Origin of the sequence: Actinomadura sp. WMMA1423, assembly GCF_006547145.1 — a bacterium.
Lineage (GTDB): Bacteria > Actinomycetota > Actinomycetes > Streptosporangiales > Streptosporangiaceae > Spirillospora.
The window spans coordinates 1,304,548-1,328,392 of sequence record NZ_CP041244.1; the positions used below are offsets into that span (position 1 = coordinate 1,304,548).

Genomic DNA, 23,845 nt, shown 5'->3' on the forward strand with positions numbered 1-23,845 from the left:
GGTGCGATCACCGTCCGGTTGTGACGTGCATCTCCTGGAGAACGACGCTAGGTCGCGGTGCGGCGGGCGGCCATGGAACCTCCCAATGGGCGGGAGGCTCCATCGTCGGGGGTGTTCACCGCTGCGGAGAGCGAGGGGTTGTGGTCACACGGTCCGGCTCAGTTCGATCAGCTCGGCCAGCCGGTCATCGTCGATCGCGAAGCCGGTGAAGCTCAGGAAGCGCCGCATGGGCATGGAGGCGATCATGCGCAGCTGATCGGCGTTCTCTTCGGACGCACCGGCCTGCTCCTCCGTCATTCCCGCGCTGAGGAGTTCCAGAAGCGCCGGACCGACCGCGGAGTGGGAGAACCACTCGTCGACGGTCGAGTCCAATGAGAGCACCGTGGCGACGGTGTCGCCGGGCAGGGTGATCGTCTGTTCCGTGATGGTGCGCGCCGCGTTCTCGCCGATCTGAACGGTGTACTCGCCGGCGGCGACCGTCCAGCGCCCGAGCTCGATGTCGTAGTACGCGAACGCCCGGCGGTCCAGCTCCAACTCGACGCGGCGGGACTCCCCCGGTTCGAGGGCGACCTTGCTGAAGGCCCGCAACTCGCGAGCGGGCCGCCGCACGGGTCCCGCATCGGTGGCGACGTAGACCTGGATGACGTGCTTGCCTACTCGCTCTCCGATGTTCGTGACCGTGAGGGAGACGGTGGCGGTGTCGTCACCGGTGCGCGTGACGGCAAGGTCCCGGGTTTGGAAGGACGTATAGGAGAGGCCGTGACCGAACGGGTAGCGGACGGGGACGTCCACGGTCTCGTAGTAGCGGTAGCCGACCATGACTCCTTCGCCGTACCGGACGTGCCCCTGCTCGCCCGGGAAGTTGAGGTGGCTGGGGTTGTCCTGAAGCCGCAGCGGAATCGTCTCCGCGAGCCGTCCCGAAGGGTTGGCGACACCGAACAGCAGGTCGGCGATGGCGCTCCCGCCCGCCTGTCCGAGCAGCCATCCTTCGAGAATCGCGTCGACACCGTCGTGCCAGCCCTCCAGGGATACGACACCGCCGTTGGACAGCACGACGACGGTGCGCAGGGCTGTGGCCGCGACGGCGCGGATGAGCTCCACCTGGTCTGCGGGCAGCTCAAGGGTCTCGCGGTCGATGCCCTCGGTCTCGGGTTCGGAGGCCGCGAAGACGATCGCGATGTCGGCGTCCGCTGCGACCCGCACCGCCTCCTCACGCCCGCCGGAGCCTACCCCGCGAGCATGGGCCACCGTCTGTCCCCGGGCATCCGCGAGATCCTGCATCGCCTTGAGCGCCGTGTCGACGCGCGCGGCGTGTACGTGCGAGCTGCCGCCGCCCTGGTACCGGGGCGAGGTCGCGGACTCTCCGATGACCGCGATGCGCCGCACCGACGACGCGAAGGGCAGGACCGGCCCGTCGTTCTTCAGGAGCACGGCGCAGTCCGCCGCAAGGGTCCGTGCCAGGGCGTGATGCCCGTGCAGGTCGACGTCCCCGGTCGCCGTGACCGCACGGTCGGCGAGGGCCAGCACACGGCGGACCGCCTCGTCGACGGCGGCCTCGTCGAGGTCGCCGTCGCGCACGGCCGCCACGATGGCCCGGTCTCCGGCGCCGCCGGTACCGGGCATCTCCAGGTCCAGACCGGCGGCCAGCGAGGCGACCCGGTCCGCGACCGCGCCCCAGTCGGAGACGACGGCGCCGCCGAATCCCCACTCGGCGCGCAGCAGGTCGGTGAGCAGCCACCGGTGCTCCGCCGCGGGGACGCCGTTGACGCTGTTGTAGGAGCACATCACGGTCGCGGGAGCCGCCTCGGTCACCACGCGCTCGAAAGCGGGCAGGTAGATCTCGCGCAGCGTCCGCTCGTCGACGTCCGCGCTGATCCGCATGCGCTCGGTCTCCTGGTTGTTGGCCGCGAAGTGCTTGACCGAGGCGCCCGGTCCCTCGGCCTGCACGGCGCGGACGTGCGCGGCGCCCAGGATGCCGGAGATCAGAGGGTCCTCGGAGTAGTACTCGAAGTTGCGGCCGCACAGCGGCGACCGCTTGATGTTCACTCCCGGGCCGAGGACGACGGACACGCCGAAGGCACGCGCCTCCCGTCCGACGGCGGCTCCGACGCGTGCGGCCACGTCGGCGTCCCAGCTGGAGCCGACGGCCACCGCGGGCGGGAAGCAGGTCGCGGGCAGACTCTCGTTGATGCCGAGGTGGTCGGCGTCACCGGGCTGCCTGCGGATTCCATGCGGGCCGTCGGTGAGCACCAGCGACGGGACGCCCGCCTCGTCGAGCGGCTCGGTGGTCCAGAAGTCCCGTCCGGAGAGCAGGGAAGCCTTCTGCTCCAGGGTGAGGTCGCGAGGGTCGATGCGCGGCACTACCACGTTCCTTTCATGAGCGGTCGAATGGTCAGGGCCGCCGGGCGGCGGGTGCGATCGCGGCCTCCAGGTCCGCCTTCAGCTCGCCGGATGCGCCGGGGACGTACTCCATGAGGACGTTGAGGGAGACGGCGGCGGCCTCCGGCGCGGTGCCGTCGATCGGGACACCGGGAAAGTGCTTGGCGAAGACGCCGGTGAGGCGGCGCCAGACGGCCGGGTCGCCGGCCAGGGTCCGGAGCGGAGTGTCGAGGTCGTAGTCGGCGCCGCCGCCGGGCTCATCCGGCAGGTCGTACCTCCAGGAGTGGCTCCCCGCCCGCACGGTCTCGACGAGGGAGGCCGGATGCAGCGGCAGGACCACCGTCGCCTCCGTACCGTCGGGTACGACGACGTCGACGTGCATGCGGCGGTCGGCCGTCCGCCAGGCGACCTCGACCCGGCCTTGCGCCGTCTCGTGGCGGACGGTCGCGTAGGTGAGGCCGCCACCCGGTCGCGGCGCGATGCGCATGGTCCGGTAGCCGGGTTCAAGGGGGGTCAACCCGCCCACGACACGGTGCAGCCAGTCGGCGACGGCACCGAGCGCGTAATGGTTGAGCGACGTCATCCCCGAGGGATTGACGGTCCCGTCCGGACCGATCGAGTCCCACCGTTCCCAGATCGTCGTCGCTCCCATCGTCACCGGATAGAGGAAGGACGGGCAGCCGGTCTCGAGCAGCAGCAGATACGCCTCGTCCAGGTGGCCGGTGTCGCTGAGCGCGTGCAGGACGAGCGGCGTCCCTGCGAAGCCGGTCGAGATCCGGTATCCCGCCTCGGCCACGAGCGCCGCCAGCCGCCTCCCGGCCCGCTCGCGCTGGCCGGCGTCCAGAAGGCCGAAAAGGATCGCCAGGGAGTAGGCCGTGACCGTCTCGCCGGCGACCCGGCCGGCCGGTGTGACGTACTCGCGGCGGAACGCCTCCCGTACCCGGTCGGCGAGCGGGGCGAAGTGCGCCGCATCCTGCTCGTCGCCGAGCAGGGCGGCGGTGTCGGCCAGGCGCCGCGCGGTCCGGCACAGGTAGGCCGCCGCGACCAGGTGCCGGTCGGTCTTTCCGCCTGCCGGGTTGTCCGCGGGCGCGTCGGGGTCGAGCCAGTCGCCGAACTGGAACCCGCTGCTCCACAGGGAGTTCTCGTCCAGCAGCGCCTCCACGCTGCGGACGAACGCCGTCATCGACGCGTAGCTCCGCCGCAGGATCTCCAGGTCGCCGTACTCCCGGTACAAGCTCCAGGGGACACCCACGGCCGCGTCACTCCACAGCGCCGTCGGCGGTGACGGCGTGGACAGCACGTCGGGCACCACCCATGGCACGTGGCCCTTCTCGTTCTGCTCGGCGGCCAGGTCCGCCAGCCAGGAGCCCAGAACGCCGCGGACGTCGTACAGGAAGGCTGCGGTCGGGGCGAAGGCGTTGATGTCGCCGGTCCACCCCAGCCGCTCGTCCCGTTGGGGGCAGTCGGTCGGCACGCCGACGAAGTTGTCCCGCATGGACCACACGACGTTGGAGTGCAGCCGGTTCACGCGCTCGTCGGAGGTCTCGAACCATCCGGTGCGGACCATGTCGCTGTGCACGACGATCGCCGTCAGCGCGCCGGGGAGCAGTTCGCCGGGATACCCGTCGACCTCGACGTACCGGAATCCGTGGAAGGTGAAGCGCGGTTCCCACACCTCGGGACCGTCTCCGCGCAGGATGTAGCGGTCCGTCGCTTCCGCCGTGCGCAGCGTCTCCGTCTCCAGTTCGCCGCCGGCCAGCACTTCCGCGTGGCGGAGCGTCACCATGCGGCCGGCCTCGCCGGACACGGTCAGCCGGGTCCACCCGGAGACGTTCTGCCCGAAGTCGACGATCGTCTTGCCGGAAGGGCTCGTCGAGACGGCGACGGGAGACAGCTCTTCAATCCGGCGGATGGGCGGACCGACCGGGGTGACGAGCGTGCCCGTGTCCCAGTCGAAGAGCTCCGCCGGCATCCAGGAGCCGTCGTCGAAACCCGGACGGCTCCAGCCCTCGGGCTCCAGGCGCGCGTCATGGGTTTCGCCGTCGTAAAGGCCGTTGGCCAGGACCGCACCGGTTCCGGCGGTGAACGACCGGTCCGTCCCGATCACTTCGGTACGGTCGCGGAACTCGAGTTCGAGTTGCAGGAAGAGCGCCGGACGGTCGGTGTAGTGCGCGCATCTTCCCTCGAACCCGAGACGGCCGGCCGCCCAGCCCTCGCCGACGATCGCGCCGAGCGCGTTCGCTCCCGGTTCGATCAGGTCCGTGACATCGTGACGGTCGATGTTCAGCCGATGACGGTACGACGTCCATCCGGGCGCGAGGACCTCATCACCGACACGGGTTCCGTTGAGGTGCGGCTCCACGATACCGAGCGCCGTCGCGTACAGCATGGCGCGGTGCGGGCGGGCGTCCACGGTGAACTCGCGGCGGAAATAGGGCGCCGGTCCGCCGGGCGCTCCAGGCGCCGGGGATGTGATGAAGGCTGCCGACCAGGTTCGTGACATGGAGACGTTCCCCTCTTCGGATCAGCGGACGGCCCGGACGCGCAGGACGATCAGGCCGCCGGCCAGGGTGCAAGCGGCCGCGACGATGTACAGCAGCGAATAGTTCTTGCCCTCCCCCGCCGCCACGCCGATCCCGAGGAACACCGGCGCGATGAGCGGAGCGACGGCCTGCGGGATCGTCGCGGCGAAGTTGAAGATGCTCGTGTATCGCCCGGCCTCGGTGCCGCGCTCGGGCAGCACGTCCAGCAGGAGCGCCTGGTCGACCGCGGCGAACGCCCCGATCCCCAGCGAACAGGCGAGCGAGCCGGCGAACAGCGCCGGAACGGCGGTGGCCAACGCCATCGTCACGGCGCCGACCGAGAACACCAGGGCCCCGGCCAGCACGAACACGCGGCGGCGCCGCAGCCGGTCCGAGAGGAAACCGCCTCCGACCGCCCCCAGCGCGGTGGCGACCACCCCCAGGCCGGCGAGGGCCGCGATGGTGCCCGCTACCTCCTCCACACTCACCCCGAGCCGCGACGCGAAGAAGAACGCCGTGAACGTCGTGTTGAAGGTGAGCCCGAAGTAGAACAGGAACCGGCCGAGCCAGTTCCAGAAGTAGTCGGGGTACCTGCGCGGATCGAAGACGTACTTGCGGGCGAGCGACAGGGCCGTCAACGGCTCGCCGGCCTCCATCGTCCGGCTGTCCTCCTCGTGGACGAAGACGACGAACAACGTCGCCAGGACGACGCCGAAGATCCCCGGCACCAGGAACAGCAGCAGGGCGTTGCCTGTGATGGCTCCCGCCATGACCACGCCCAGGACGGGCCCGATCTGCTGAGTGAATCCGACGAGGCCCGCGACCTTGCCGCGCTGCGACTCGGGGAGGCGGTCGGCCTGGGAGTTGACCAGGGCTCCCACCACCGAGCCCCATCCGAGCTGCGCCAGGATCCATCCGAGCCCGAGGAGTGGGACGTTCGCGGCGAGCGCCATGACCACCAGGGAGACGACGCCGACGACCATCCCCCCGATCATGAACGGGCGGCGCCGTCCCAGCCGGCAGCGGGTCCGGTCGCTGAGCACCCCGAGCAGCGGCGCGGTCAGGACGGAGAAGGCGGCGCCCGCACCGGTGACGTACCCCAGGTACTCCTCGTGCCCCGGTGCCAGCTTGTCGATCCTGACGGAAAGCGAGATCGCCAGCGGGGTGATGAACGCGACCCAGACGCCGAACTGGGCGAGCACCATCAGCCAGATGTAGGAGGCGCCGACCGGTGGCAACTCCTCCGCGTCGAGGTCTGCCGCGTGTGCTGGGAGCGGCTTGCGCACCCGGCCGCTAGCCGGCACGGGGCGCATGCTCCATCGGCCAGTGGTCGCTGAGCGTGTTGTTGCCCTCAAGCTGATGACCGGCGGTCGCGGCGCCCCACAGGAAGCCTTCGGGAAATCGGGTCATGGACGGCCTTCCGGATCGACTCGGCTCGCAGGCCGGCGTGCCTCGTCCGCCCGGCGGCCGCAGCGGCTCGTCTTCCGGACGGGGAGCGTTTCACGCCAAAACCTAGCGATACTTGGTTTTCATGTCCAGGCCGCGTCGCCCGCGCCCGCTCGAGCGGCTCGGCCGCATGCGGTCCGTACCGGGTTTCCGGAGATCATCCGGCCTGGAGTACGGTTCTGCAGGTGACGAGCCCACGGAAGCCCCGAGGCCCCTACCGCAAGGGGATCGAGCGACGGGAGCAGATCCTCGACACGGCGCTCGAGGTGTTCGCTCGGCACGGGGAGCGGGGCTCCTCCCTGCAGGAGATCGCGGACCAGGTGGGACTGACCCAGGCGGGTGTCCTGCACTACTTCGGATCCCGCGAAGAGCTTCTGCTCGCGGTCCTGTCACGCCGGGACAGGCTGGACACCGAGATGACCGGCGAGGCCCGCACCCCCGGCGATGCGGTGCTGCAGACGGTTCGCCACAACATGGAGCAGCCGGGGCTCGTCAAGCTGTTCATCGCACTGTCCTCGGCGGCCACCGAACGCGGCAATCACGCACACGACTTCTTCACTGATCGCTACCGCAATCTCACCGACCTCATCACCCAGGGGTTCCGCGAGGGTCAGCAGGACGGCCGGGTCCGTCCCGACGAGCCCGCCGAGCACATGGCCCGCCTCCTGCTGGCCGTCATGGACGGCCTCCAACTCCAGTGGATGCTGGACCCCTCACTGGACATGGCGGACGTGATCGAGACCTTCAACCGGATGTGCCTGGCCACCGCCGGCGACAACACCGAAGACTCCGGGGAGCCGGAAGCATCCCGGTGACCGGGATTTCCTCAGGGCGCGCCCGACTGCGCCACTCCGCCTGACCGCCCAGCCATAACGCATCCTCGGCGCGGTTGCCGCCCGCCAACGGGCGCGATCCCACCGTCACCAGGCGATATCGCGTGCTCGGATGCCTTTACAGCCATGTGAACGGTGAATAGCATCACAGCATCATGGCAGAATCTGCCACGTCAGCAGTATCTGCCACAGCATGTGCTGGGAGGTGCCATGACCACATCGCAGGCCGAACAGGCGCCGGCGGCGATGATCGACCGTGTCTCGTCGCTCCTCGGAGTGTTCGACGGTTCGCGGCGGCTGACGCTGGCCCAGATCTCCCGCAGGTCGAGCCTGCCCCGATCGTCGGCGCACCGGATCCTGCAGCGGCTCGTCGAGCTCGGCTGGGTGGAGCGGCACGGGTTCGAATACGGGCTCGGGCTGCGGATCTTCGAACTCGGCTCGCTGGTCGTCCGGCAAGACGGAGTACGTCGCGTCGCCGTCCCCTTCATGCAGGAACTGCATCTGCAAACCGGGCTCACGGTCCATCTGAGCGTCCTGCGCGAGGCCGACATTCTGCACATCGAGCGGATCGGCGGGCGTCCGGACGATCGCGAGTGCTGGCAGATCGGCGCCCGCCAGCCCGCCCAGCACACCGCTGCCGGTCGGATCCTGCTCGCCGGGCTCGCACCGGCGGCCCGGCCCGACACCGAGCTATCGGCGCCGCCCACCGCCTACGGACCGCGTTCGCTCACTGAACTCGAACGAGAACTGGACAAAGTCCGCGACTTCGGCGTCGCCGTGGACGCGCATGGCACGGTTCCCGGATTCGCCTCGATCGCCGCCGCGATCGGTCCGATCGACCGCGCGTCAGCTGCACTGTCGATCACCGGCCCGATCAGCGTGCTGAAGCCGGAGCGGCTGGGAGGCGCGCTCCGCGGCACCGCGGCCGAAATCTGGGCGGCCGCGACCGGGGGCCGCTCCAGAAACGCCGTCCGGGCTGGGGCCCATCGGGCCGCGGGCGCCCCTCAGCGCGGCTGATCGATGCCCTCCCAGGCCGACACCACGGTCGTCAGCGCCTGCTCCAGCAGCTTGTCCAGATCCTGTGAGGCGTCCGTGCGAATCCAGTAGTGGTAGGCGAGCCGGACGCCTTGCAGGATGAGCCCAGCCTGCAAAGTGCCCTCGAACTGCCCGTCGCCGCCCAGTCCGCGGCGCCGCAAGAACGCGGCGACCGGCTCGGTCAGCGGCTCGTCGATCGCGTGCCAGCGGAGCCGGTACTCCGACGAGTCCATGAGCACGGAAAGGAACCCGCTCCACGGCTCTCCGGGGGCGCTCTCCTCGAACACGCCCCAGCAGAACGCCCGGGCCAGGTCGGTAATGACGTCGCCCCCCTCGGGGGTCGCCTCCAGCGCTTCGGCGATCAGCTCCGCCGCCCGTTCGAACAGCGGCACGACGACGTCCTCCTTGACGGCGAAGTGCCGGTAGAAGGTCCGCTGAGAGATCCCGGCCTGCCGGCATATGTCGTCGACCGTGGGCCCGGTCCCGCCGTCGAGCACGAACAGGTCCCGCGCCGCCAGCGCCACGGACATCCGCAGTTCATCGGATCGGCGCTCGGTCAGCGTCCGCCGCACCGGGGTCTTCACACCGGTCCCCTCTCCTGTCGTGCACCTTGAACGCGGTTCCGAGCTTAGGCAACCAGCCTAATCGCCGTGCCCACGGTGTCCACCGACCGGAACACCGGGACGAACCGTCCGCCCAGTGGGAGACACACTCCCCGCCGCCTGGGCCGATCGGCCAGCGTGGGCCGGTGCGCGGCCGGCCGATCCGGGCGCCGCGACACCGGAGAGCCCGCAGGAGGACGCATGGCGAGTGCAGCCGAACGGTTCGGGAACGGAACGGCGCTGGTGACGGGCGGCGGCGCCGGCATCGGAGAGGGATTCGTCCGCCGTCTGGCCGCGCTCGGCACGCGGGTCGTCGTCGCGGACCTCGATCGCTCTCGCGCGGAAGCCGTCGCGGATGATGTCCGCGAGGCCGGCGGCCGAGCCCTCCCCTACGAGGTGGACGTCACCGACGACGATGCCGTCGAGCGAATGGCGGCGCACGTCTTCGCGGAGTTCGGCTGCCTGGAGCTGCTCATCAACAACGCCGGGATCGAGACCGCCGGCCGGCTGTGGGACGTCCCGGTCGCGCGTTGGCGGCAGGTGATGTCCGTCAACGTCGACGGGGTGTACCACTGCGTGCGGTCGTTCGTCCCGCGCATGCTCGCCGCCGGACGCCCGGCAGTCGTGGCCAACCTGTCGTCGGTGGGCGGAGTGCGGACCGTGCCGTTCCAGGCCCCCTACATCGTCAGCAAGCACGCCGTCCTCGCGATGACCGAATGCCTGCATCAGGAACTGCGCGTGGCCGACGCGCCCGTCCAGGTCTGCGCCGTCCTGCCGCACTCGGTGCGCAGCCGCATCTTCGTCGACGCGCAGCGGGCGGCGCCGGCCGGGGATCCCGACTCCGACCGCCTCTTCGCCTGGATGCAGGAGGCCAATGTCGCGAGCGGGCTCGACCCGGTCGCCGCCGCCCGGCACATGCTCGACCAGATCGCAGCCGGCCATTTCTGGGTCTTCTCCGACGACGCACGCGGAGCGGACGCGCTGCGGGAGCGCGCGGACCATCTCACACGGCGAACCGAGCCGCAGGACCCCCGGGAGATGTTCGAGGTCCTGACGGGCGATCGCTCCTACTGACTCCGGCGGGCGTGCTCCGGCCCGCCCTCCGTCATCCTCCACCGAGAAAGGGGCACAGCATGGGTGCCGCACCAGCCTGGGATCCGAGGATCGCCGACGCCCTCGACCGGGCACGCGAGCTAGGCGAAGAGGGCCTTCAGATCGCCGCCTACCTGGACGGCGAACTCATCGTCGACGCGTGGGCAGGGTCGGCCGACCCGGATACCGGACGCGATGTCGACGGTTCGACCCTGTTCAACGTCTTCTCGGTGACCAAGGCCGTCACCGCGACGGCGCTGCACATCCTGGCCGCGCGCGGACTGGTCGAGTACAACTCGCCGGTCGGACGCTACTGGCCCGAGTTCGCCCGCAACGGCAAGGAGGCCACCACCGTCCGGGACGTCCTCAGCCATCGAGCGGGCATCCCCTGGATGCCCGAAGCGGTGACCCCCGAAAGACAGGCCGACTGGGACTGGATGGTCCGTGCCATCGCCGACATGGAGCCGGCGTTCGAACCCGGCCGGACCAACGCCTACCACGCGCTGATCTGGGGCTGGATCGTCGGGGAGATCGCGCGGCGCGCCGACCCGGCGAACCGGACCATCGACGCGCTGATCCGCGAGGAGATCATCGAGCCCCTCGGCATCACCGACCTCTTTCTGCCCCTGCCGGAATCGGAGGACGCACGCGTCGCCCGCCTGATCGGCGGCGATCCAGGACCCGACGCGCCCGCCGACTACCTGCGCGGCATGCCGCGCCAGGTGTTCCCAGGCTCGACGATCTACAACACCGAACTGGCGCGGCGAACGGTCAACCCGGGTGCCGGCGCGATCGGAAACGCGCGGTCGTTCGCCCGGTTCTTCGCCATGCTCGCCGGGCACGGCGAGCTGGACGGCGTCCGGCTCCTGCCCGCGGACCGCGTGGACGGATTCGCCGAACCGCGCGACGAGGCCGGCGTCCCCGACCGCTATCTCGGCGGCGTCGCGCACGTGAGCGCGTTCGGCTACTGGCTGGGCGGCTCCAGCCCCGCGGCGAACCCCGCCATCGGCCCGGATCCGCGCATCCTGCACCACCCCGGAGCGGGCGGGTCCATCTCCTGGGCGGAGCTCGACACCGGCCTCGCCGTGTCGATCTGCCACAACCGCATGCACGAGGGCCCGTTCGAGGCGTCCGGGCACCCGTTCGTCCCGATCGCGGAGGCGGTCCGAGCCGTCGCCGCCGACTTCAAGAAGGGGAGCTGATGACCGTGTCGAACCGAACCGGCCGCGGCGACGACCGCGCGGAGATCTCCGACCTGCTGTCCCGTTTCGCCTTTCTCGCCGACGAGGGGGACCCGGCCGACGCGGGAGCGCTGTTCACACCGGACGGCATGTGGGAGACCCATGACAGCACCTTCCACGGGCCGGAGGAGATCACCCGGGCGCTGACCGGCTACCGCGAGAAGGGCGTGGCCGGGCCCGAATCGGGGACCCGGCACATGATCACGAACATCGAGGTCGACTTCGACGGCCCCGATTCGGCGCGGTCCCGCTGCTACTGGACCCTGATCGGCCGCGGCGAGGACGGCGCCGGCCGGCTGCTCGCCTTCGGGCAGTACCACGACGACCTGCATCGTGACGGCGAGGGCTGGCGCCTGGCCCGCCGTCGCGTGGTCGTCTGAACTGATCCGGCTCTTTCAGCCCTCGGAACGAAATCCGAGGGCTAAAGGCGTTCCCACATCATTTCCAAGGGATCCGAGCTTTTCGGCGAACGCCCAGGTGAAGTGTTCCACTCACTGGGCGGCAGAGGGGCGCAGCCACGCCCGAAGGCGTTTTCCTGATGGTCAGCGCCCCACCGCACACCGCAACGCCGGTGGTGCACGCGCGGCTCACCGAATGAATGAAGGAACCGGTGCCCATGACCGTCATTTCACCGACCGATCCCACCTACGTCGTGCAGCCGGTGCCGGATGTGGACCGCGGCCGGCTGCGGGCGGCGGTGGCCGCCGCCGAACCCGGCCCGCTCCTGATGGCCCTGGTCCACACCACCGGCGATGTCTCGCTGCTGACGGAGTTCCGGGCCATGCTCGACGCCGAGCGCGGCGAGGCTCGGACGGTCGCGGGCCGGTACCCGGAGGCGGTCGCCGCCGAGGTCCGCGCGCGGGCGCTCGCGCTGCTCGAAGGCGGAATGGCACCTCGGCTGACGGTTCCCGACGACGATCTCTTCCGCCGCATGGCCGAGGTGTGCGTGGACGACGCCGTCGGGGAGGAGTTCGCGGCGCACCTGCGGGAAATGTGCGGCTTCGAGCCGGCCCGGCGGCACGTGCCCGTCACAAAGGCACCCCCGGACGGTTTCCGCGTCATCGTCATAGGCGCGGGAATGGTCGGGCTGAATGCGGGCGTCAAACTGGCGGAGGCCGGTTTCGACTATCTGATCTTCGAAAAGCGCGACGACATCGGCGGCACCTGGTCGCGCAACGTCTACCCCGGGGCGGCCGTCGACACCCCCAGCCATTTCTACTCGTACTCCTTCGAACTGAACCCGGACTGGTCGATGTACTACCCGACCGGGCCCGAGTACCTGGAGTACATGCGACACGTCGTCGACAAGTACCACCTCCGCCGCAACATCGCATTCCGGACCAAGGTCCTGAGCTGCGAATGGGTCGAGGAGTCCTGCCGCTGGCGGGTAACGGTCCAGGCCGCCGACGGCTCCGTCCAGGTGCACGAGGCGAACGCGGTCGTGACCGCCACGGGCATGCTCAACGCACCTTCGGAGCCCGACATCGACGGCCGCGACTCCTTCACGGGCACCGTCATGCACACGGCCGAGTGGGATCCGGCCGTGGACCTGACAGGCAAGAGAGTCGTCATGCTCGGCACTGGCTGCACTGCCGTCCAGGTCGCCGCGAGCCTGGCCAGTGAGGTCGGAGACCTGCACGTCGTGTTTCGCCAGCCGCACTGGATGGTCGCCGAGCCCATGGTGGACAAGGCCGTGCCCGAGGCAGCGCGCTGGGCCATGGCCAACATCCCGTACTACCAACAGTGGTTCCGTGTGAAGACGTACTGGTACGCGGGCGACAAGGGATGGGACAAGCCGCGCATCGATCCCGATTGGGACGCGGACCGTCCGTCCGTCTCCGCCGCCAACGACATCGTCCTGCGCGCATGCCTGGACCACCTGGAACGCACATTCCCCGACCGTCCGGACATCCGAGCGGCCCTCACTCCCGACTTCCCCCCGTACGCCAAGCGCATCGTCAAGGACCCGGGGTTCCTTGCAGCCTTGGCCCGCGACAACGTCTCCCTGCACCGTGCTTCGTTCCGGCGCATCGAACCGAACGGCGTGGTGACCACCGAGGGCGACTTCATCGAGGCCGACGTCATCATCTTCGCGACCGGATTCAAACTCGAATTCCTCTCCTTCATGGACGTGATCGGCCGGGACGGGCGAAAGCTCGCCGACGAGTGGGCCGGAAACGACCCCCGCGCCCATCTCGGCATCACCGTTCCCGGATTCCCGAACTTCTTCGTCACGGCGGGCCCGAACTCCGCTCCGAACCACGGCGGCGGGCACAACTCGGTCAGCGAAGGGCACGTCCACTACGTCATCGAGTGCCTGCAGTACCTCATCGAGAACTCCCGTTCCGCGATGGAGCCCCGGCGCGACGTGACGGACGAGTACAACCGGAGGGTCGACGAGGCACTCGACAAGACGGTCTGGCGTCACGGCGGCACGGCCAACGGCTACTACCGCAACGAGTCCGGCCGCGCGTGGATCAGCTGCCCGTGGCGGCTCGTGGACTACTGGGCGATGCTCCGCTCCCCCGTCCCCGAAGACCACATCTTCTTCGACACGACTACCGAGGAGCCGTCATGAGCGAGCCACGGTGGACCGTCGAGGTCGATCGGCAGCGCTGCATCGGCAACCAGATGTGCGTGAACGTCGCCGGCGACTACTTCGCCCTCGACGAGGGCAAGTCCCGGCCGGTCGCCGCATGGATCGCGCCCTCCGACGGCGTCCTCGAAGCCCTCGAACTGTGCCCGAACTCGGCCATCACCATCCGTGACGAGAGCGGCGCTCCCGTCGAGCCCAGCTGACCCTCGCATCAGAACCAGGAGAAACACCACCATGAGCGCCGCCAAAGCCGAGTTCCCCTTCGGCCCGGTTCCCCCGGCCGAGGCCCTGCAGATCATGCGGGCGATCCGCAGCGATCGTCCGATGACGAAGGTCTCCTTCCCCATCGGCGGTGACTGCTGGATGATCCACCGGCACGAGACATGCCGGGCCGTTCTCGAGGACCGCCGCTTCGTACGCAAGCCGTTCACCGACGGCCGTCCGGTCCCCTACGCCTTCGAGTTCCCTGCATTCCTCACGCAGACGCTGCAGTTCATGGACCCGCCCGACCATACGCGGTTCCGGCGCCTGGTCTCGAAGGCGTTCACGCTGCGGCGCGTCGAGCAGCTGCGCGGAAAGGTACGGGAAGTCGCCGACGACCTGGTCGACGCGATGGTCGACACGGGTCCGCCCGCAAACCTCGTCGACTCCTTCGCCCTCCGGCTCCCCATCCGCGTCATCGGCGACATGCTCGGGGTACCGGAAGAGGGCCGGGCGAACTTCGTCCAGTGGAGTCACGCGATGCTGGCCACGTCCGGCATGACCACGGAGGAGGTCACCGACGCGATGACCTCGCTCTACCTCTACCTGCAGGAGCTCATGGCGCGGAAGCGAACCGACCCGCAGGACGATCTGCTCAGTGCCTTGGTGGCCGCCCGCGACGCCGACGACCGGCTCACCGACGACGAGATCATCCAGATCGCGATGCTCCTGGTCGGCGGCGGTTTCGACAACACCGCGAACTTCATCGAACTGGGCGTGCAGGCACTGCTGGCCGATCCCGCCCAGCATGCCGCCCTGATGGCCGACATCGACGGCGTCATCCCGACCGCGGTCGAGGAGATCCTGCGGCACGGCGGCTTCGCGCTCGGCCGCGAGATGAGCGGCTTCGCCGGCCTCGTCCCCTTCGTCGCCTCCGAGGACGTCGAACTCCACGGCGTCCTTATCAAAGCCGGCGACGCGGTCGCCGTCGACCTGGCGACCGCCAACCACGATGACGACGTCTTCACCGGCTCCGACGCGTTCGACGTGACGCGGGCTCGCAACCCCCACCTGACCCTCAGCCACGGAATCCACCACTGCCTCGGCGCCCCGCTCGCCCGCTTGGAGCTTCAGGTCGGCATCGCCACCCTCTTCCGCCGGCTGCCCGAACTGAAACTCGCCGGCGAACCCGTCTACCTGGACGGCGTCCTCACCGGCGGCATGACCGACCTCCCCATCAGCTGGTAACTCCAGGATCCGCCGCACACCTGACCAGCGGCTCGGCCACCCACGCAGGGGACGGGGTTATGCGCGGACGCCAAGGCGTTCCAGGCCGAAACAGAGCGGCGCGTCAAGGCGGTGAAGAAGGCGATAGGGCGGGCAAGGAGCCGGTCAGCGGCGACCGAGTCATCCTGATCGGCTACGACACCGCCCCCTACAGGTGCGCACGTTCTCGGGGGAAGAACCATACGCCGTGTCCCAGCCTCGGAGTGTGCAGGGCTGTGGGTGCCGCCCAATCCCAGGCGGGAGTGTGGCGCGCTACTCCTTGAGTAGTTCACTCCTCGACGCGAACCAACGACTGACGCCTGATCGAGCCGGATGCTCGATCAGGCGGTCTCCGAGGAAGCCCCACGAGTTGAGGCGAGCCGCGGGGAGCCAATCAGGGAGCCACCGTGGTCGGGCTCCCCCGGACCTGCCGCGACTCCCCAGGACGTTTCCGCAGGTGAGAGGCTCCCCTGTCGACTTCCATCGACCTTGATCGACTGGTCTGCTGTGCCTGGGGGTCAAGGGGTCGTGGGTTCAAATCCCGCCGTCCCGACAGAGTTTATGCAGGTCAGAGGGCTAAACCTGAGTCGCTCCGTGGCTCCCCCAACGGCGGTGGGGAGCCACAGAGGGAGCCAACGCCCGCAGGCTCGGGCCCAGAAAGCGGCTTTCGTCTCAGTGGATAGATCACGTTGGCCGGAAATGCGTGTCAGGCACATGACACCGGTCAAGAAGTCCTCGCTGTCCGCCCAGGTGAACATCCAAAGATCCTTCGCTGAGCCAGCCGAGCCTCCCAGCCGTCGACAGGCGCCCGGGACGAGGAATATGAAACGCCCCGGATGGGATGGAGGCTCGTTCTCCCTGCGTAGAGCGAGTCATGGCACGTGCGCCCCCATATCCCCCTGAGCTGCGCAGGCGTGCGGTCCGCATGATGGCCGAGGTCCGTCCGGACTACCCGAGTGAGTGGTCGGCGATGAGGCCGTCGCAGCCAAGCTGGGAGTCATCTCTCGACCGAGACGGTGCGCAGTGCGGCGAGCGAACGAGAGGCTCAAGGCCGCGGCGGGCGTCTTCGCGGTCGAGCTCGACCGGCCGCACAAGTACTGATCGCGTTCGTCGACGCATTCAAGAAGCTGTTCGGGGCCGAGCCGATCTGCCGGGTGCTGTCTCCGCAAGGCACCAAGATCGCCGCTCACCTACCGCGCCGCCAAGTCTCGTCTGGCATCGCCCAGGCGGTCCGTGACGGTGGCCCAGGACCGAGATCACCCTCACCTTCGAGGCCGACTATCGGGTCTATGGCGCACGGAAGGTCTGGCGGCAGTTACAGCGCGAGGGCTACCAGGTGGCAGGCTGCCCGGTGAGGAGCGCCTGATGCGCTAACCCGGCCTGCACCGCGCCCGCTGCGGCCGCAAGATTCGCGCCACCGTGCGCGCTGATGGGCACGAACGTGCGACCGACCTGCTGCGCCGAGACTTCACCGCGACCCCGCCGAACCGCCAAGCGGTGGCCGACTTCACGCACGTGACCACCTGGGCCGCCGTCGTCTACGTCGGGTTCGTAATCGTCATCTTCTCGCGTCCGATCGTCGGATGGGCGGACGCGTCCCACAAGCGCACCCGGCTGGTCCTGGACGCCCTGGACATGACGCTGTGGCGGCTCGACCGGGCCGAAACACCCGGCGGCCCGGCCTGATGCACCACAGCGACGCCAGGTCGCAACACACGTCTTCCCGGTTCACCACCCACCTGATCGACGTCGGGATCGACGCCTCCACCGGCACCGTCGGCAACGCGTTCGGCAACGCATTGATGGAGTCGGCAAGCACCAGCCACCACGTAACACCTTGCCGAGGCGATGGGGCTCCTCCCTCCACCCCATCTCCCTGGGGACCTCACCTGGCGCCACCGGCTAAACAAGTCCTGCAGGCTCGCCGCATGACCGCCGCCCACCTCCGCACGCTCGAAACCCGGGACACAGCGTGCCGCGAAGGAACCAACGCCTCTATCCGCTACCGGGCCCGCGCGTCCGCCGCCACGCGTACCGGCTACGTCAGATGCGTGAGCGTGTCGGCGGTGCGGCGGGCGCCGGCGCGGATCAGTTCGTCCAACTCGGGTTCGTCCCGCGGCCGCTCGGCGAGAAGGGACAGTGTCCGCACCTGCTCGTGCAGTTCCGCGAATTCCATGGGTGTGAGATCCGCGTTTTCTCCCGCCGGACGGAAAACGACACCATGGGAATCCGATTCGTCTAGCATCGCATCGAATTCCTGGCTGATATCCAGAGTGAGCGTCGAGGCCCAATCAGCCCACTCCCTGAGAACGAACCCGGGCGCCAGCCCGCGCAAGACGATTTCACCGGCCATGGCTGGAGCGTCGCCGAGTTCTTCGCATCCCACCGGGAAGGACGGCTCCTGCACCGTGTTCCCCAGCTCGCGCAGGCAGCCATGCATGCCTTTCTCGTCCAGCCCCGGCGCCAGAAGCCGTTCTTTCGACGCAGGGTCCACCCGGCTGGTGGAACACGCGTCTATCAGTGGCAGGACCCGGTACAGGCAGCTCGCGCCGAAGGCCAGGGCCGAGTCCGGAGTCGCGTCCCGCAAGCGTGCGTTGAGCGCCTCATGCGTGACTTCAATGGCACCCAAACATCCTCCAAGGCGAGTCCTTGGGACCACCCCTGAACTGGGAGCCGTCAACGGTAGCACCAGATTGAGCCAGCGCGGGCGTGCGGTCGAGATGCTGGGCCGCTTACAGCACGGCGGGGGGCCTGATCGAGGGTAAGAGCCCGGCTCGGACGGCCGGCCACTGGGCCGAAGGCGCGAAGGGGCGACTGGAGGTACCTGTCGCGCCCGACTGCGGCGGGGGCTCCGGCGATATCCCCTGACCTGCCGGGGCACGTGGAAAAATGAAACTACCGCACGATTCCGAAACGTCGCGTTTCAATGAATGACTGCCGAATTCATGTAGTAAAATTGGAACGGCCGCTGTCGGACAAGGGCGGAAATGTTGGGGATACCGTTCAGGAGCCCCTCGGCTTGGTTACGCGAGTTCGGGGCCACTCCCTCTTGCTGATGTCATGGACGCGGCACTCCGAAGGTCGTGCCAGTAACGCCTGGGAGTAAGTGCCGACGGTAGCCAGCACCCGGTCCGCTCGGCCGGACCAGTCGGTAGCCTTCTCCTCGACGCAAACCACGCCTGGCGCCACATCGAGCCGCCGAGCCGATGATCTGTTCGTCATAGACGGTGCCTGAGCTGAGGAAAAAACACTGATCGTCTGCCAATCCTGCCACGACCTCGTCCACACCGGATAGTCCACCGCAACCATGCAGCAGCCACCGGAGAGCCCGTTGCAGTGAAAGCTGCACGGCGGGTTCGGGAGGAGGTCGTCGGAAAAGGACCAGCCCCACGCTGGCACCTCGCCGACGGCTCACCTCGCGCTGCCCTGACGCTGCGATGTCCCCGGCACGAGGAGCCAGAGGCCACGCTTCGTGTGAGGAAACGATGCGAGTCACGTTGCTGCTACTGCCGTATCTCTTCCCTGAATGGTCGATCACGCTGGATCGAGAAGGGATCTGGAGGGCGACGGGGCGCGTCCTGATCTCGGCGTCCGACCTGGACGGGTTGATGGACCTGCTCCACACCGCCGACCCAGAAGCCTTCGAGCGCGCCTTCCGCCAGCTCGAAGGGCGGAAATGAGCGACTGGTGAGAGCAACCCCTCCGTGCGGCAAGTGCTGGCAGGCCGCGCGATCAAGAGCCGTTCGATCACGGACGTCGACGACCAGAGCGCACTGGACCCGTAGGAGCCGACGGCGCTGATCTGCTCTGTGCATCCTGCGGCAGCGGAGCCCACGCGTTCGGGAAGGCGGCCATGGCCAGGCGCGCTTGCGGGCTCGGGCCAGCCGGTGGGGGTGAGGGAGCGCCGCCCGCTGGGCGTGCTTCTCGCGTGTGCACGACGGCTCTTCGAGCAGCGTCGGCCTGGGCGTGACGCTCCTGGAGGCTGCGCAGCTGAGCAACGGTGTCGAGCAGGCTGATGAAGTTGGCGACGAGCAGCATCATCGATACCACCGTTCGGTCCTTCGCCGTGCCGGTGAGCGCGAGCAGGCGGGCTGTGGTGCGCAGCGCGTTGCCTGCCGGAGTCGGGGTGGGGATACGGCCGTAGGGGGCGCGGGCCGCGCGGTCGTAGGCATTGGCGGCGCGGTGGAGGTGACGGTTACCGGTAACTCGGGCTGCGACGTGAAGGGCATCGGAGGCCGCCCAGCAGGCGTCCTGCGCAGCATGCGGGTTGGTGACAAGGTGCCGCCGAATCTGGGCGGTGGCGAAGGCCGCGGGACGGGCCGCATCGTCGTAGAACGCCTGGCGCTCCTCCGGCGTCAACTCATCCCGGCCAGCGGTCGGCTGACAGTGCGCGACAGGCGAGGCCCAGCGCTGGCGAAGACGGGATAGGGACTGACACCTACCGGGTTCCGGCATGAATCCTTGGTGTGCTGCCGCGCGTCTGACAAGTTGGGGTGTGCGTCCAAGGGGTTCTGTCCAATCTGGGCAGTCGGCGGTGAGGGAGGCGATCGGTGACCGGGAACGAGTTGGTTGCAAAGGCGGCGGTCGGGTATCTGCGGCGGGTAGCTGGCCGTGCGGACGCCGAGGTGGACCGTGCGTTAGACGCTGGGATGGATGCGGTACACGACCTGGTGACCGGCAAGCTTGGCGCCGATCCGGCATTTGCGGCGTTGGCTGAACAGTCCCCGGGCAGACAGGTAGGTGACCAGGCGGTACGTCGGGTTACCGACGCGGTCGAGACCGATCCCGCTTTCGGCGAGCGGCTGCGCCTCCTGGTAGGGGATCTGCAGCACCACGAAGGCGGATCGACGGCGTCGGGCGAGTGCTTGGTGGCTATCGGTGGCAACAACTCCGCGACCGTCTCCACTGGCGACGGCACGACCAGTGTGTCTCAGCACGCCACCGCGTTGGGGCCGGGTCGGGTTTACCAAGCGGGCCAGGATCAGACGATCAGCGGGCGATGACAGGCCGGGGGATGGGGGACGGCGTCAACCAGCATGCGGTCGCCTCGGGGTTCGCGCGGGTGTTCCAGGCCGCCGGGAACTTGATCGTCTACGAGGCCGCTGAGTGTTACCGCCTCGGATGCTGGCCCGCTCAGGGCATCAATGCGCCCGCCAGCGCGCAGGTGGGCACGCCCACAGGGGTGGATGCGTGGGAGCAGCCGAGCGTGCTGCTGCAAGCGTCCAACGCGCTGGTCGGATTCACTGGCCGCGCCGATGAGCGACAGCGGTTGCTGCAGTGGCGGGACGGGCCAGCAGGGTTGGCGGTGCGGTTGGTGCACGGACCGGGCGGGCAAGGCAAGACCCGGCTGGCCGGGCAGGTCGCTGGTGAGTGGGCGGCGCAGGGGTGGGTCGTGATGGGCGCCTACCACCGCCGCGACCGTCAGGGCCCCACTGTGTTTCAGGCGCCGCGGCTAGAGGGTGCGGCAGGGGTGCTGGTGGCGGTGGACTACGCGGAACGGTGGGACATCGCCGATCTGTTGACTTTGCTGCACGACACCCGGATCAGTGCCGGTGCGGGCGTAGCCGTGCGGGTGCTGCTGCTGGCGCGGCCAGCGGGGACCTGGTGGCAGACCCTGCAGTACCGCATCAAGCATGATTTAGATCTGACAGCCACCCGGACCGAGTTGAGACCTTTGGAGAACGATCCAGCGGTTACGCGGGAGGGGTTGTTCACCGCGGCGCGGGACCGGTTCGCCGACCTGCTGAAGGTCCCCGCCGCCAAAGGCATTGCTCCGCCGACGGCGTTGGCCGATCACGAAGATTACCGGCTGGTGCTGGCCGTGCACATGGCCGCGCTGGCCACCGTGCTGGGCCATGACCGTTCCGGTGCCCCGCCCGCTGATCCGGTAGAGGTGTCGGAGTTCTTGCTGGGCCGTGAACGCGCTTTTTGGCAGGACCTGCACGCCCGCACTGACGCCCCGTTAGCGACAACCCCCGACGCAATGGCACAAGTGGTCTATATTGCCACTTTGGCTGGTCCGCTCAGCCACACCGACGCCATCAACGCCCTGGAATGGGCCGCCATCGAGTCCCGGGAACACCCTGGCCAACTCCTCAAAGACCACGCGCTGTGCTATCCGCCCCCCGCCGACGACGCAGCCGTTGAGGGCATTACGACGGTGCCGAGAGCCACAGCGCTGGCAACCAGGATGCTGGAACCGCTGTATCCCGACCGGCTCGGCGAGGACTACCTCGCCTTGCTCACCTGCGGCCACGCCCACGACTTCCCCTGTGACATGTGGGCGGACAACGCGCTCTCGCGGCTCCTCGCAGCACCAGCCGGGACCGAGCCCGGGAGGTCGGCGCTGCCACCTTCCACCAGGCGTCCAACCCCGCCAGTATGGGCTCGGCACGCCTTGACCACCCTGATCGAGGCCGCAGCCCGGTGGCCGCATCTGGCCCACCTGCAGCTTTACCCACTGCTGAGGGCTCGTCCTTATCTGGCGTTGGAGGCCGGAGGCACTGCCTTGGCCGCCCTTGCCAGCTTGGAGGATGCGGATCCGGCACTGCTGGAGGCCATCGAGAACCTCCTACCCAACCGGCACATCGATCTGGACATCGCTGCTGCCGCCCTGGCCAAACGGCTCGCAGAACACCGCCTGGCCGCCACCACCGCCCCCGCCCAACGCGCCCGCATCCACGACGTCCTCGCAATCCGCCTTTCCTACGCTGGCCAACACGACCACGCCCTAACCCAGAGCAGTACTGCCCTGCACATACGCCGAGAACTCACGGCTGCCCCGGACGGCGCCGCCTATTTGCCCGACCTGGCGATGTCGTTGAACAACCACGCCCTTCGGTTGGCGGAGGTAGGACGCCGGGACGAAGCCGTCCCCATCTCCCAGCAAGCCGTCGACGCCTATCGGGACCTAGCGGCGACCAACCGCGCCGCTCATCTACCCGACCTGGCGATGTCGTTGAGCAACCATGCGGTACGGCTGGCGGAGGTAGGCCGACAGGACGAAGCCGTCCCCATCTCCCAACAAGCCGTCGACACCTATCGGGACCTAGCGGCGACCAACCGCGCCGCCCATCTACCCGACCTGGCGATGTCGTTGAACAACCACGCCGACCTCCTGGCAGAGGTAGGACGCCGGGACGAAGCCGTCCCCATCTCCCAACAAGCCGTCAAGATGCACCGGGACCTAGCGGCGGCTAACCGCGCCGCCCATCTACCCGACCTGGCGATGTCGTTGAACAACCACGCCCTTCGGTTGGCGGAGGTTGGACGCCGGGACGAAGCCGTCCCCATCTCCCAACAAGCCGTCGAGATGCGCCGGGAGCTGGCAGCGACCAACCGCGCCGCCTATTTGCCCGACCTGGCCGCCTCGTTGAACAACCACGCCCTTCGGCTGGCAGAGGTAGGACGCCGGGACGAAGCCGTCCCCATCTCCCAACAAGCCGTCGACGCCTATCGGGACCTAGCGGCGACCAACCGCGCCGCCCATCTACCCGACCTGGCGATGTCGTTGAGCAACCATGCGGTACGGCTGGCGGAGGTAGGCCGACAGGACGAAGCCGTCCCCATCTCCCAACAAGCCGTCGAGATGCGCCGGGAGCTGACAGCGACCAACCGCGCCGCCCATATACCCGACCTAGCTATGTCGTTGAGCAACAACGCCACCCTTCTGGCACAGGTGGGGCGTCTAGAGGAAGCCGTCTCAATCTCCCAGGAAGCGCTCGAGTTACGCCGAGGCCTAGCAGCGACCAACCGCGCCGCCTACCTGCCCGGCCTGGCCGGCTCGTTGAACAACCACGCGCTCTTCCTGGCGAAGATGGGGCGTCGCAAGGAGGCCGTCTCGATCTCCCGAGAAGCCGTCGACGCCTATCGGGACCTGGCGGTGGCAAACCGCGCCGCCTACCTGCCCCGCCTGGCCGGCTCGTTGAACAACCACGCGCTCTTCCTGGCGAAGATGGGGCGTCGCAAGGAGGCCGTCTCGATCTCCCGAGAAGCCGTCGACGCCTATCGGGACCTGGCGGTGGCAAACCGCGCCGCCTATCTCTCCGGCTACACCAAGAGTCTCACGACGATGGGGCATTTGCTGGTGCAGGATGCTCGGTGGGGTGAGGCGGTCGCTCTCCTGATCAAGGCGTTAAAGGCGGGGCAAGAGCTTCCCGAGTACGCCCAGGGAATCCTCGGCACGATCATTGATCTTCTGCGCGAGTGTCATGCCGAGGATGCCGCTGCAACAGCTAGAACTTACCGGGCGGTCACCAACCATGATGTACCAGATTGGTTGAAACAACCCCCCGCAGTTCCAAAGGACTGAGGGAGCATTGGCCAGTCCGTTTCCTTAGGGCCGCCGTCGGGAAACTTCTACTTTTCTGCACTCCAGCGACCAGCGACGAAACCGTTCGCCTCGACGAACGCCTTGACCTCCTCGCCGATCCGGACGGCCTCGGAGCGGCGGAGGGTCCCTTGCAGCACCTCGGCGACGCCGTCGTTGACCGCGTAGCAGGTCTCCTCGGGGTCAGCCGCCGGTTCACCGACTATCCGCAGCAGCCCGCTGTCGAACACCTCCGCCAGATGGGACGGCCGACTGCCCGGAAGCAATCAACTGCTGGACCAGACGCATGATCGGGAGGGCAGC

At 68.7% G+C, this 23,845-nt stretch carries 20 protein-coding genes; 13 read left to right on the forward strand and 7 right to left on the reverse strand.

The annotated features are described in order from the left end of the window. Positions 1 to 144: 144 nt before the first annotated feature. The 3 genes from FKD65_RS06360 to FKD65_RS06370 are packed head-to-tail and all read right to left on the reverse strand — an operon-like array spanning position 145 to position 6,205. A complete protein-coding gene (locus tag FKD65_RS06360; protein ID WP_141576597.1) occupies positions 145 to 2,361 on the reverse strand; it encodes a glycoside hydrolase family 3 C-terminal domain-containing protein in 2,217 nt (738 codons plus the stop codon). A gap of 31 nt (positions 2,362 to 2,392) precedes the next feature. Then, positions 2,393 to 4,882 carry an alpha-L-rhamnosidase gene (locus FKD65_RS06365; RefSeq protein ID WP_141576598.1) on the reverse strand — a complete coding sequence of 830 codons (2,490 nt, stop codon included), beginning with the start codon at positions 4,880 to 4,882 and terminating at the stop codon, positions 2,393 to 2,395. 21 nt (positions 4,883 to 4,903) lie between these two features. Then, positions 4,904 to 6,205 (reverse strand): MFS transporter, encoded by a 1,302-nt coding sequence (locus FKD65_RS06370; protein WP_205718567.1) that lies wholly within the window; start codon positions 6,203 to 6,205, stop codon positions 4,904 to 4,906. Between the two features lie 327 nt (positions 6,206 to 6,532). On the opposite strand from FKD65_RS06370, the gene FKD65_RS06380 reads away from it, so the two are divergent. Both FKD65_RS06380 and FKD65_RS06385 read left to right on the forward strand, forming a co-directional pair. Further along, entirely contained in the window at positions 6,533 to 7,162 is a 630-nt protein-coding gene (locus FKD65_RS06380; RefSeq protein WP_141576599.1) for a TetR/AcrR family transcriptional regulator, read from the forward strand. A 153-nt stretch (positions 7,163 to 7,315) separates the two neighbouring features. Then, positions 7,316 to 8,197 (forward strand): IclR family transcriptional regulator, encoded by an 882-nt coding sequence (locus tag FKD65_RS06385; RefSeq protein WP_205718568.1) that lies wholly within the window; start codon positions 7,316 to 7,318, stop codon positions 8,195 to 8,197. Here the strand turns inward: FKD65_RS06385 and FKD65_RS06390 are convergent. Continuing rightward, entirely contained in the window at positions 8,185 to 8,799 is a 615-nt protein-coding gene (locus FKD65_RS06390; protein WP_141576600.1) for a TetR/AcrR family transcriptional regulator, read from the reverse strand. The two genes, FKD65_RS06385 and FKD65_RS06390, sit on opposite strands and share 13 nt — an antisense overlap. Positions 8,800 to 9,018: 219 nt before the next feature. Here FKD65_RS06390 and FKD65_RS06395 point away from each other — a divergent pair, with 219 nt between their 5' ends. The 8 genes from FKD65_RS06395 to FKD65_RS06430 all read left to right on the forward strand — a co-directional run bounded on the left by FKD65_RS06395 (position 9,019) and on the right by FKD65_RS06430 (position 16,899). After that, a complete protein-coding gene (locus FKD65_RS06395) occupies positions 9,019 to 9,891 on the forward strand; it encodes an SDR family NAD(P)-dependent oxidoreductase (protein WP_141576601.1) in 873 nt (290 codons plus the stop codon). A 59-nt stretch (positions 9,892 to 9,950) separates the two neighbouring features. Next, positions 9,951 to 11,111 carry a serine hydrolase gene (locus FKD65_RS06400; RefSeq protein ID WP_141576602.1) on the forward strand — a complete coding sequence of 387 codons (1,161 nt, stop codon included), beginning with the start codon at positions 9,951 to 9,953 and terminating at the stop codon, positions 11,109 to 11,111. After that, positions 11,111 to 11,530: a nuclear transport factor 2 family protein gene (locus FKD65_RS06405; protein WP_141576603.1), complete on the forward strand. Its 420-nt coding sequence runs from the start codon at positions 11,111 to 11,113 to the stop codon at positions 11,528 to 11,530. The genes FKD65_RS06400 and FKD65_RS06405 overlap by 1 nt, the downstream gene beginning before the upstream one ends. A gap of 236 nt (positions 11,531 to 11,766) precedes the next feature. Then, a complete protein-coding gene (locus tag FKD65_RS06410; RefSeq protein WP_141576604.1) occupies positions 11,767 to 13,728 on the forward strand; it encodes an NAD(P)/FAD-dependent oxidoreductase in 1,962 nt (653 codons plus the stop codon). Beyond that, positions 13,725 to 13,949: a ferredoxin gene (locus FKD65_RS06415; protein WP_141576605.1), complete on the forward strand. Its 225-nt coding sequence runs from the start codon at positions 13,725 to 13,727 to the stop codon at positions 13,947 to 13,949. Before FKD65_RS06410 ends, FKD65_RS06415 begins: the two co-directional genes overlap by 4 nt. Before the next feature lie 31 nt (positions 13,950 to 13,980). After that, positions 13,981 to 15,195, forward strand: a complete 1,215-nt coding sequence (locus tag FKD65_RS06420; protein ID WP_141576606.1) for a cytochrome P450 — start codon at positions 13,981 to 13,983, stop codon at positions 15,193 to 15,195. 1,273 nt (positions 15,196 to 16,468) lie between these two features. Next, positions 16,469 to 16,579: a hypothetical protein gene (locus FKD65_RS46555; RefSeq protein ID WP_141586456.1), complete on the forward strand. Its 111-nt coding sequence runs from the start codon at positions 16,469 to 16,471 to the stop codon at positions 16,577 to 16,579. Between the two features lie 53 nt (positions 16,580 to 16,632). After that, positions 16,633 to 16,899, forward strand: coding sequence for a hypothetical protein (locus tag FKD65_RS06430; protein ID WP_141576607.1), 267 nt, complete (start codon positions 16,633 to 16,635; stop codon positions 16,897 to 16,899). A 352-nt stretch (positions 16,900 to 17,251) separates the two neighbouring features. Here the strand turns inward: FKD65_RS06430 and FKD65_RS06435 are convergent, their stop codons facing one another. Continuing rightward, positions 17,252 to 17,842, reverse strand: a complete 591-nt coding sequence (locus FKD65_RS06435) for a hypothetical protein (RefSeq protein ID WP_141576608.1) — start codon at positions 17,840 to 17,842, stop codon at positions 17,252 to 17,254. Between the two features lie 856 nt (positions 17,843 to 18,698). Here FKD65_RS06435 and FKD65_RS06440 point away from each other — a divergent pair. Continuing rightward, positions 18,699 to 18,893, forward strand: a complete 195-nt coding sequence (locus FKD65_RS06440; RefSeq protein WP_141576609.1) for a hypothetical protein — start codon at positions 18,699 to 18,701, stop codon at positions 18,891 to 18,893. A gap of 67 nt (positions 18,894 to 18,960) precedes the next feature. Here the strand turns inward: FKD65_RS06440 and FKD65_RS06445 are convergent, their stop codons facing one another. Then, entirely contained in the window at positions 18,961 to 19,572 is a 612-nt protein-coding gene (locus FKD65_RS06445; RefSeq protein WP_141576610.1) for a hypothetical protein, read from the reverse strand. A 191-nt stretch (positions 19,573 to 19,763) separates the two neighbouring features. Between FKD65_RS06445 and FKD65_RS06450 the strand changes: the two genes are divergently transcribed. Beyond that, positions 19,764 to 20,216: a hypothetical protein gene (locus tag FKD65_RS06450; RefSeq protein ID WP_141576611.1), complete on the forward strand. Its 453-nt coding sequence runs from the start codon at positions 19,764 to 19,766 to the stop codon at positions 20,214 to 20,216. A gap of 11 nt (positions 20,217 to 20,227) precedes the next feature. Then, on the forward strand, positions 20,228 to 23,524 hold the full coding sequence (locus tag FKD65_RS06455) for a tetratricopeptide repeat protein (protein WP_168220957.1): 3,297 nt from the start codon (positions 20,228 to 20,230) through the stop codon (positions 23,522 to 23,524). A gap of 47 nt (positions 23,525 to 23,571) precedes the next feature. Here the strand turns inward: FKD65_RS06455 and FKD65_RS06460 are convergent, their stop codons facing one another. Then, complete coding sequence (locus tag FKD65_RS06460) at positions 23,572 to 23,772, reverse strand: hypothetical protein (RefSeq protein ID WP_141576613.1); 201 nt, start codon at positions 23,770 to 23,772, stop codon at positions 23,572 to 23,574. Positions 23,773 to 23,845: the final 73 nt, after the last annotated feature.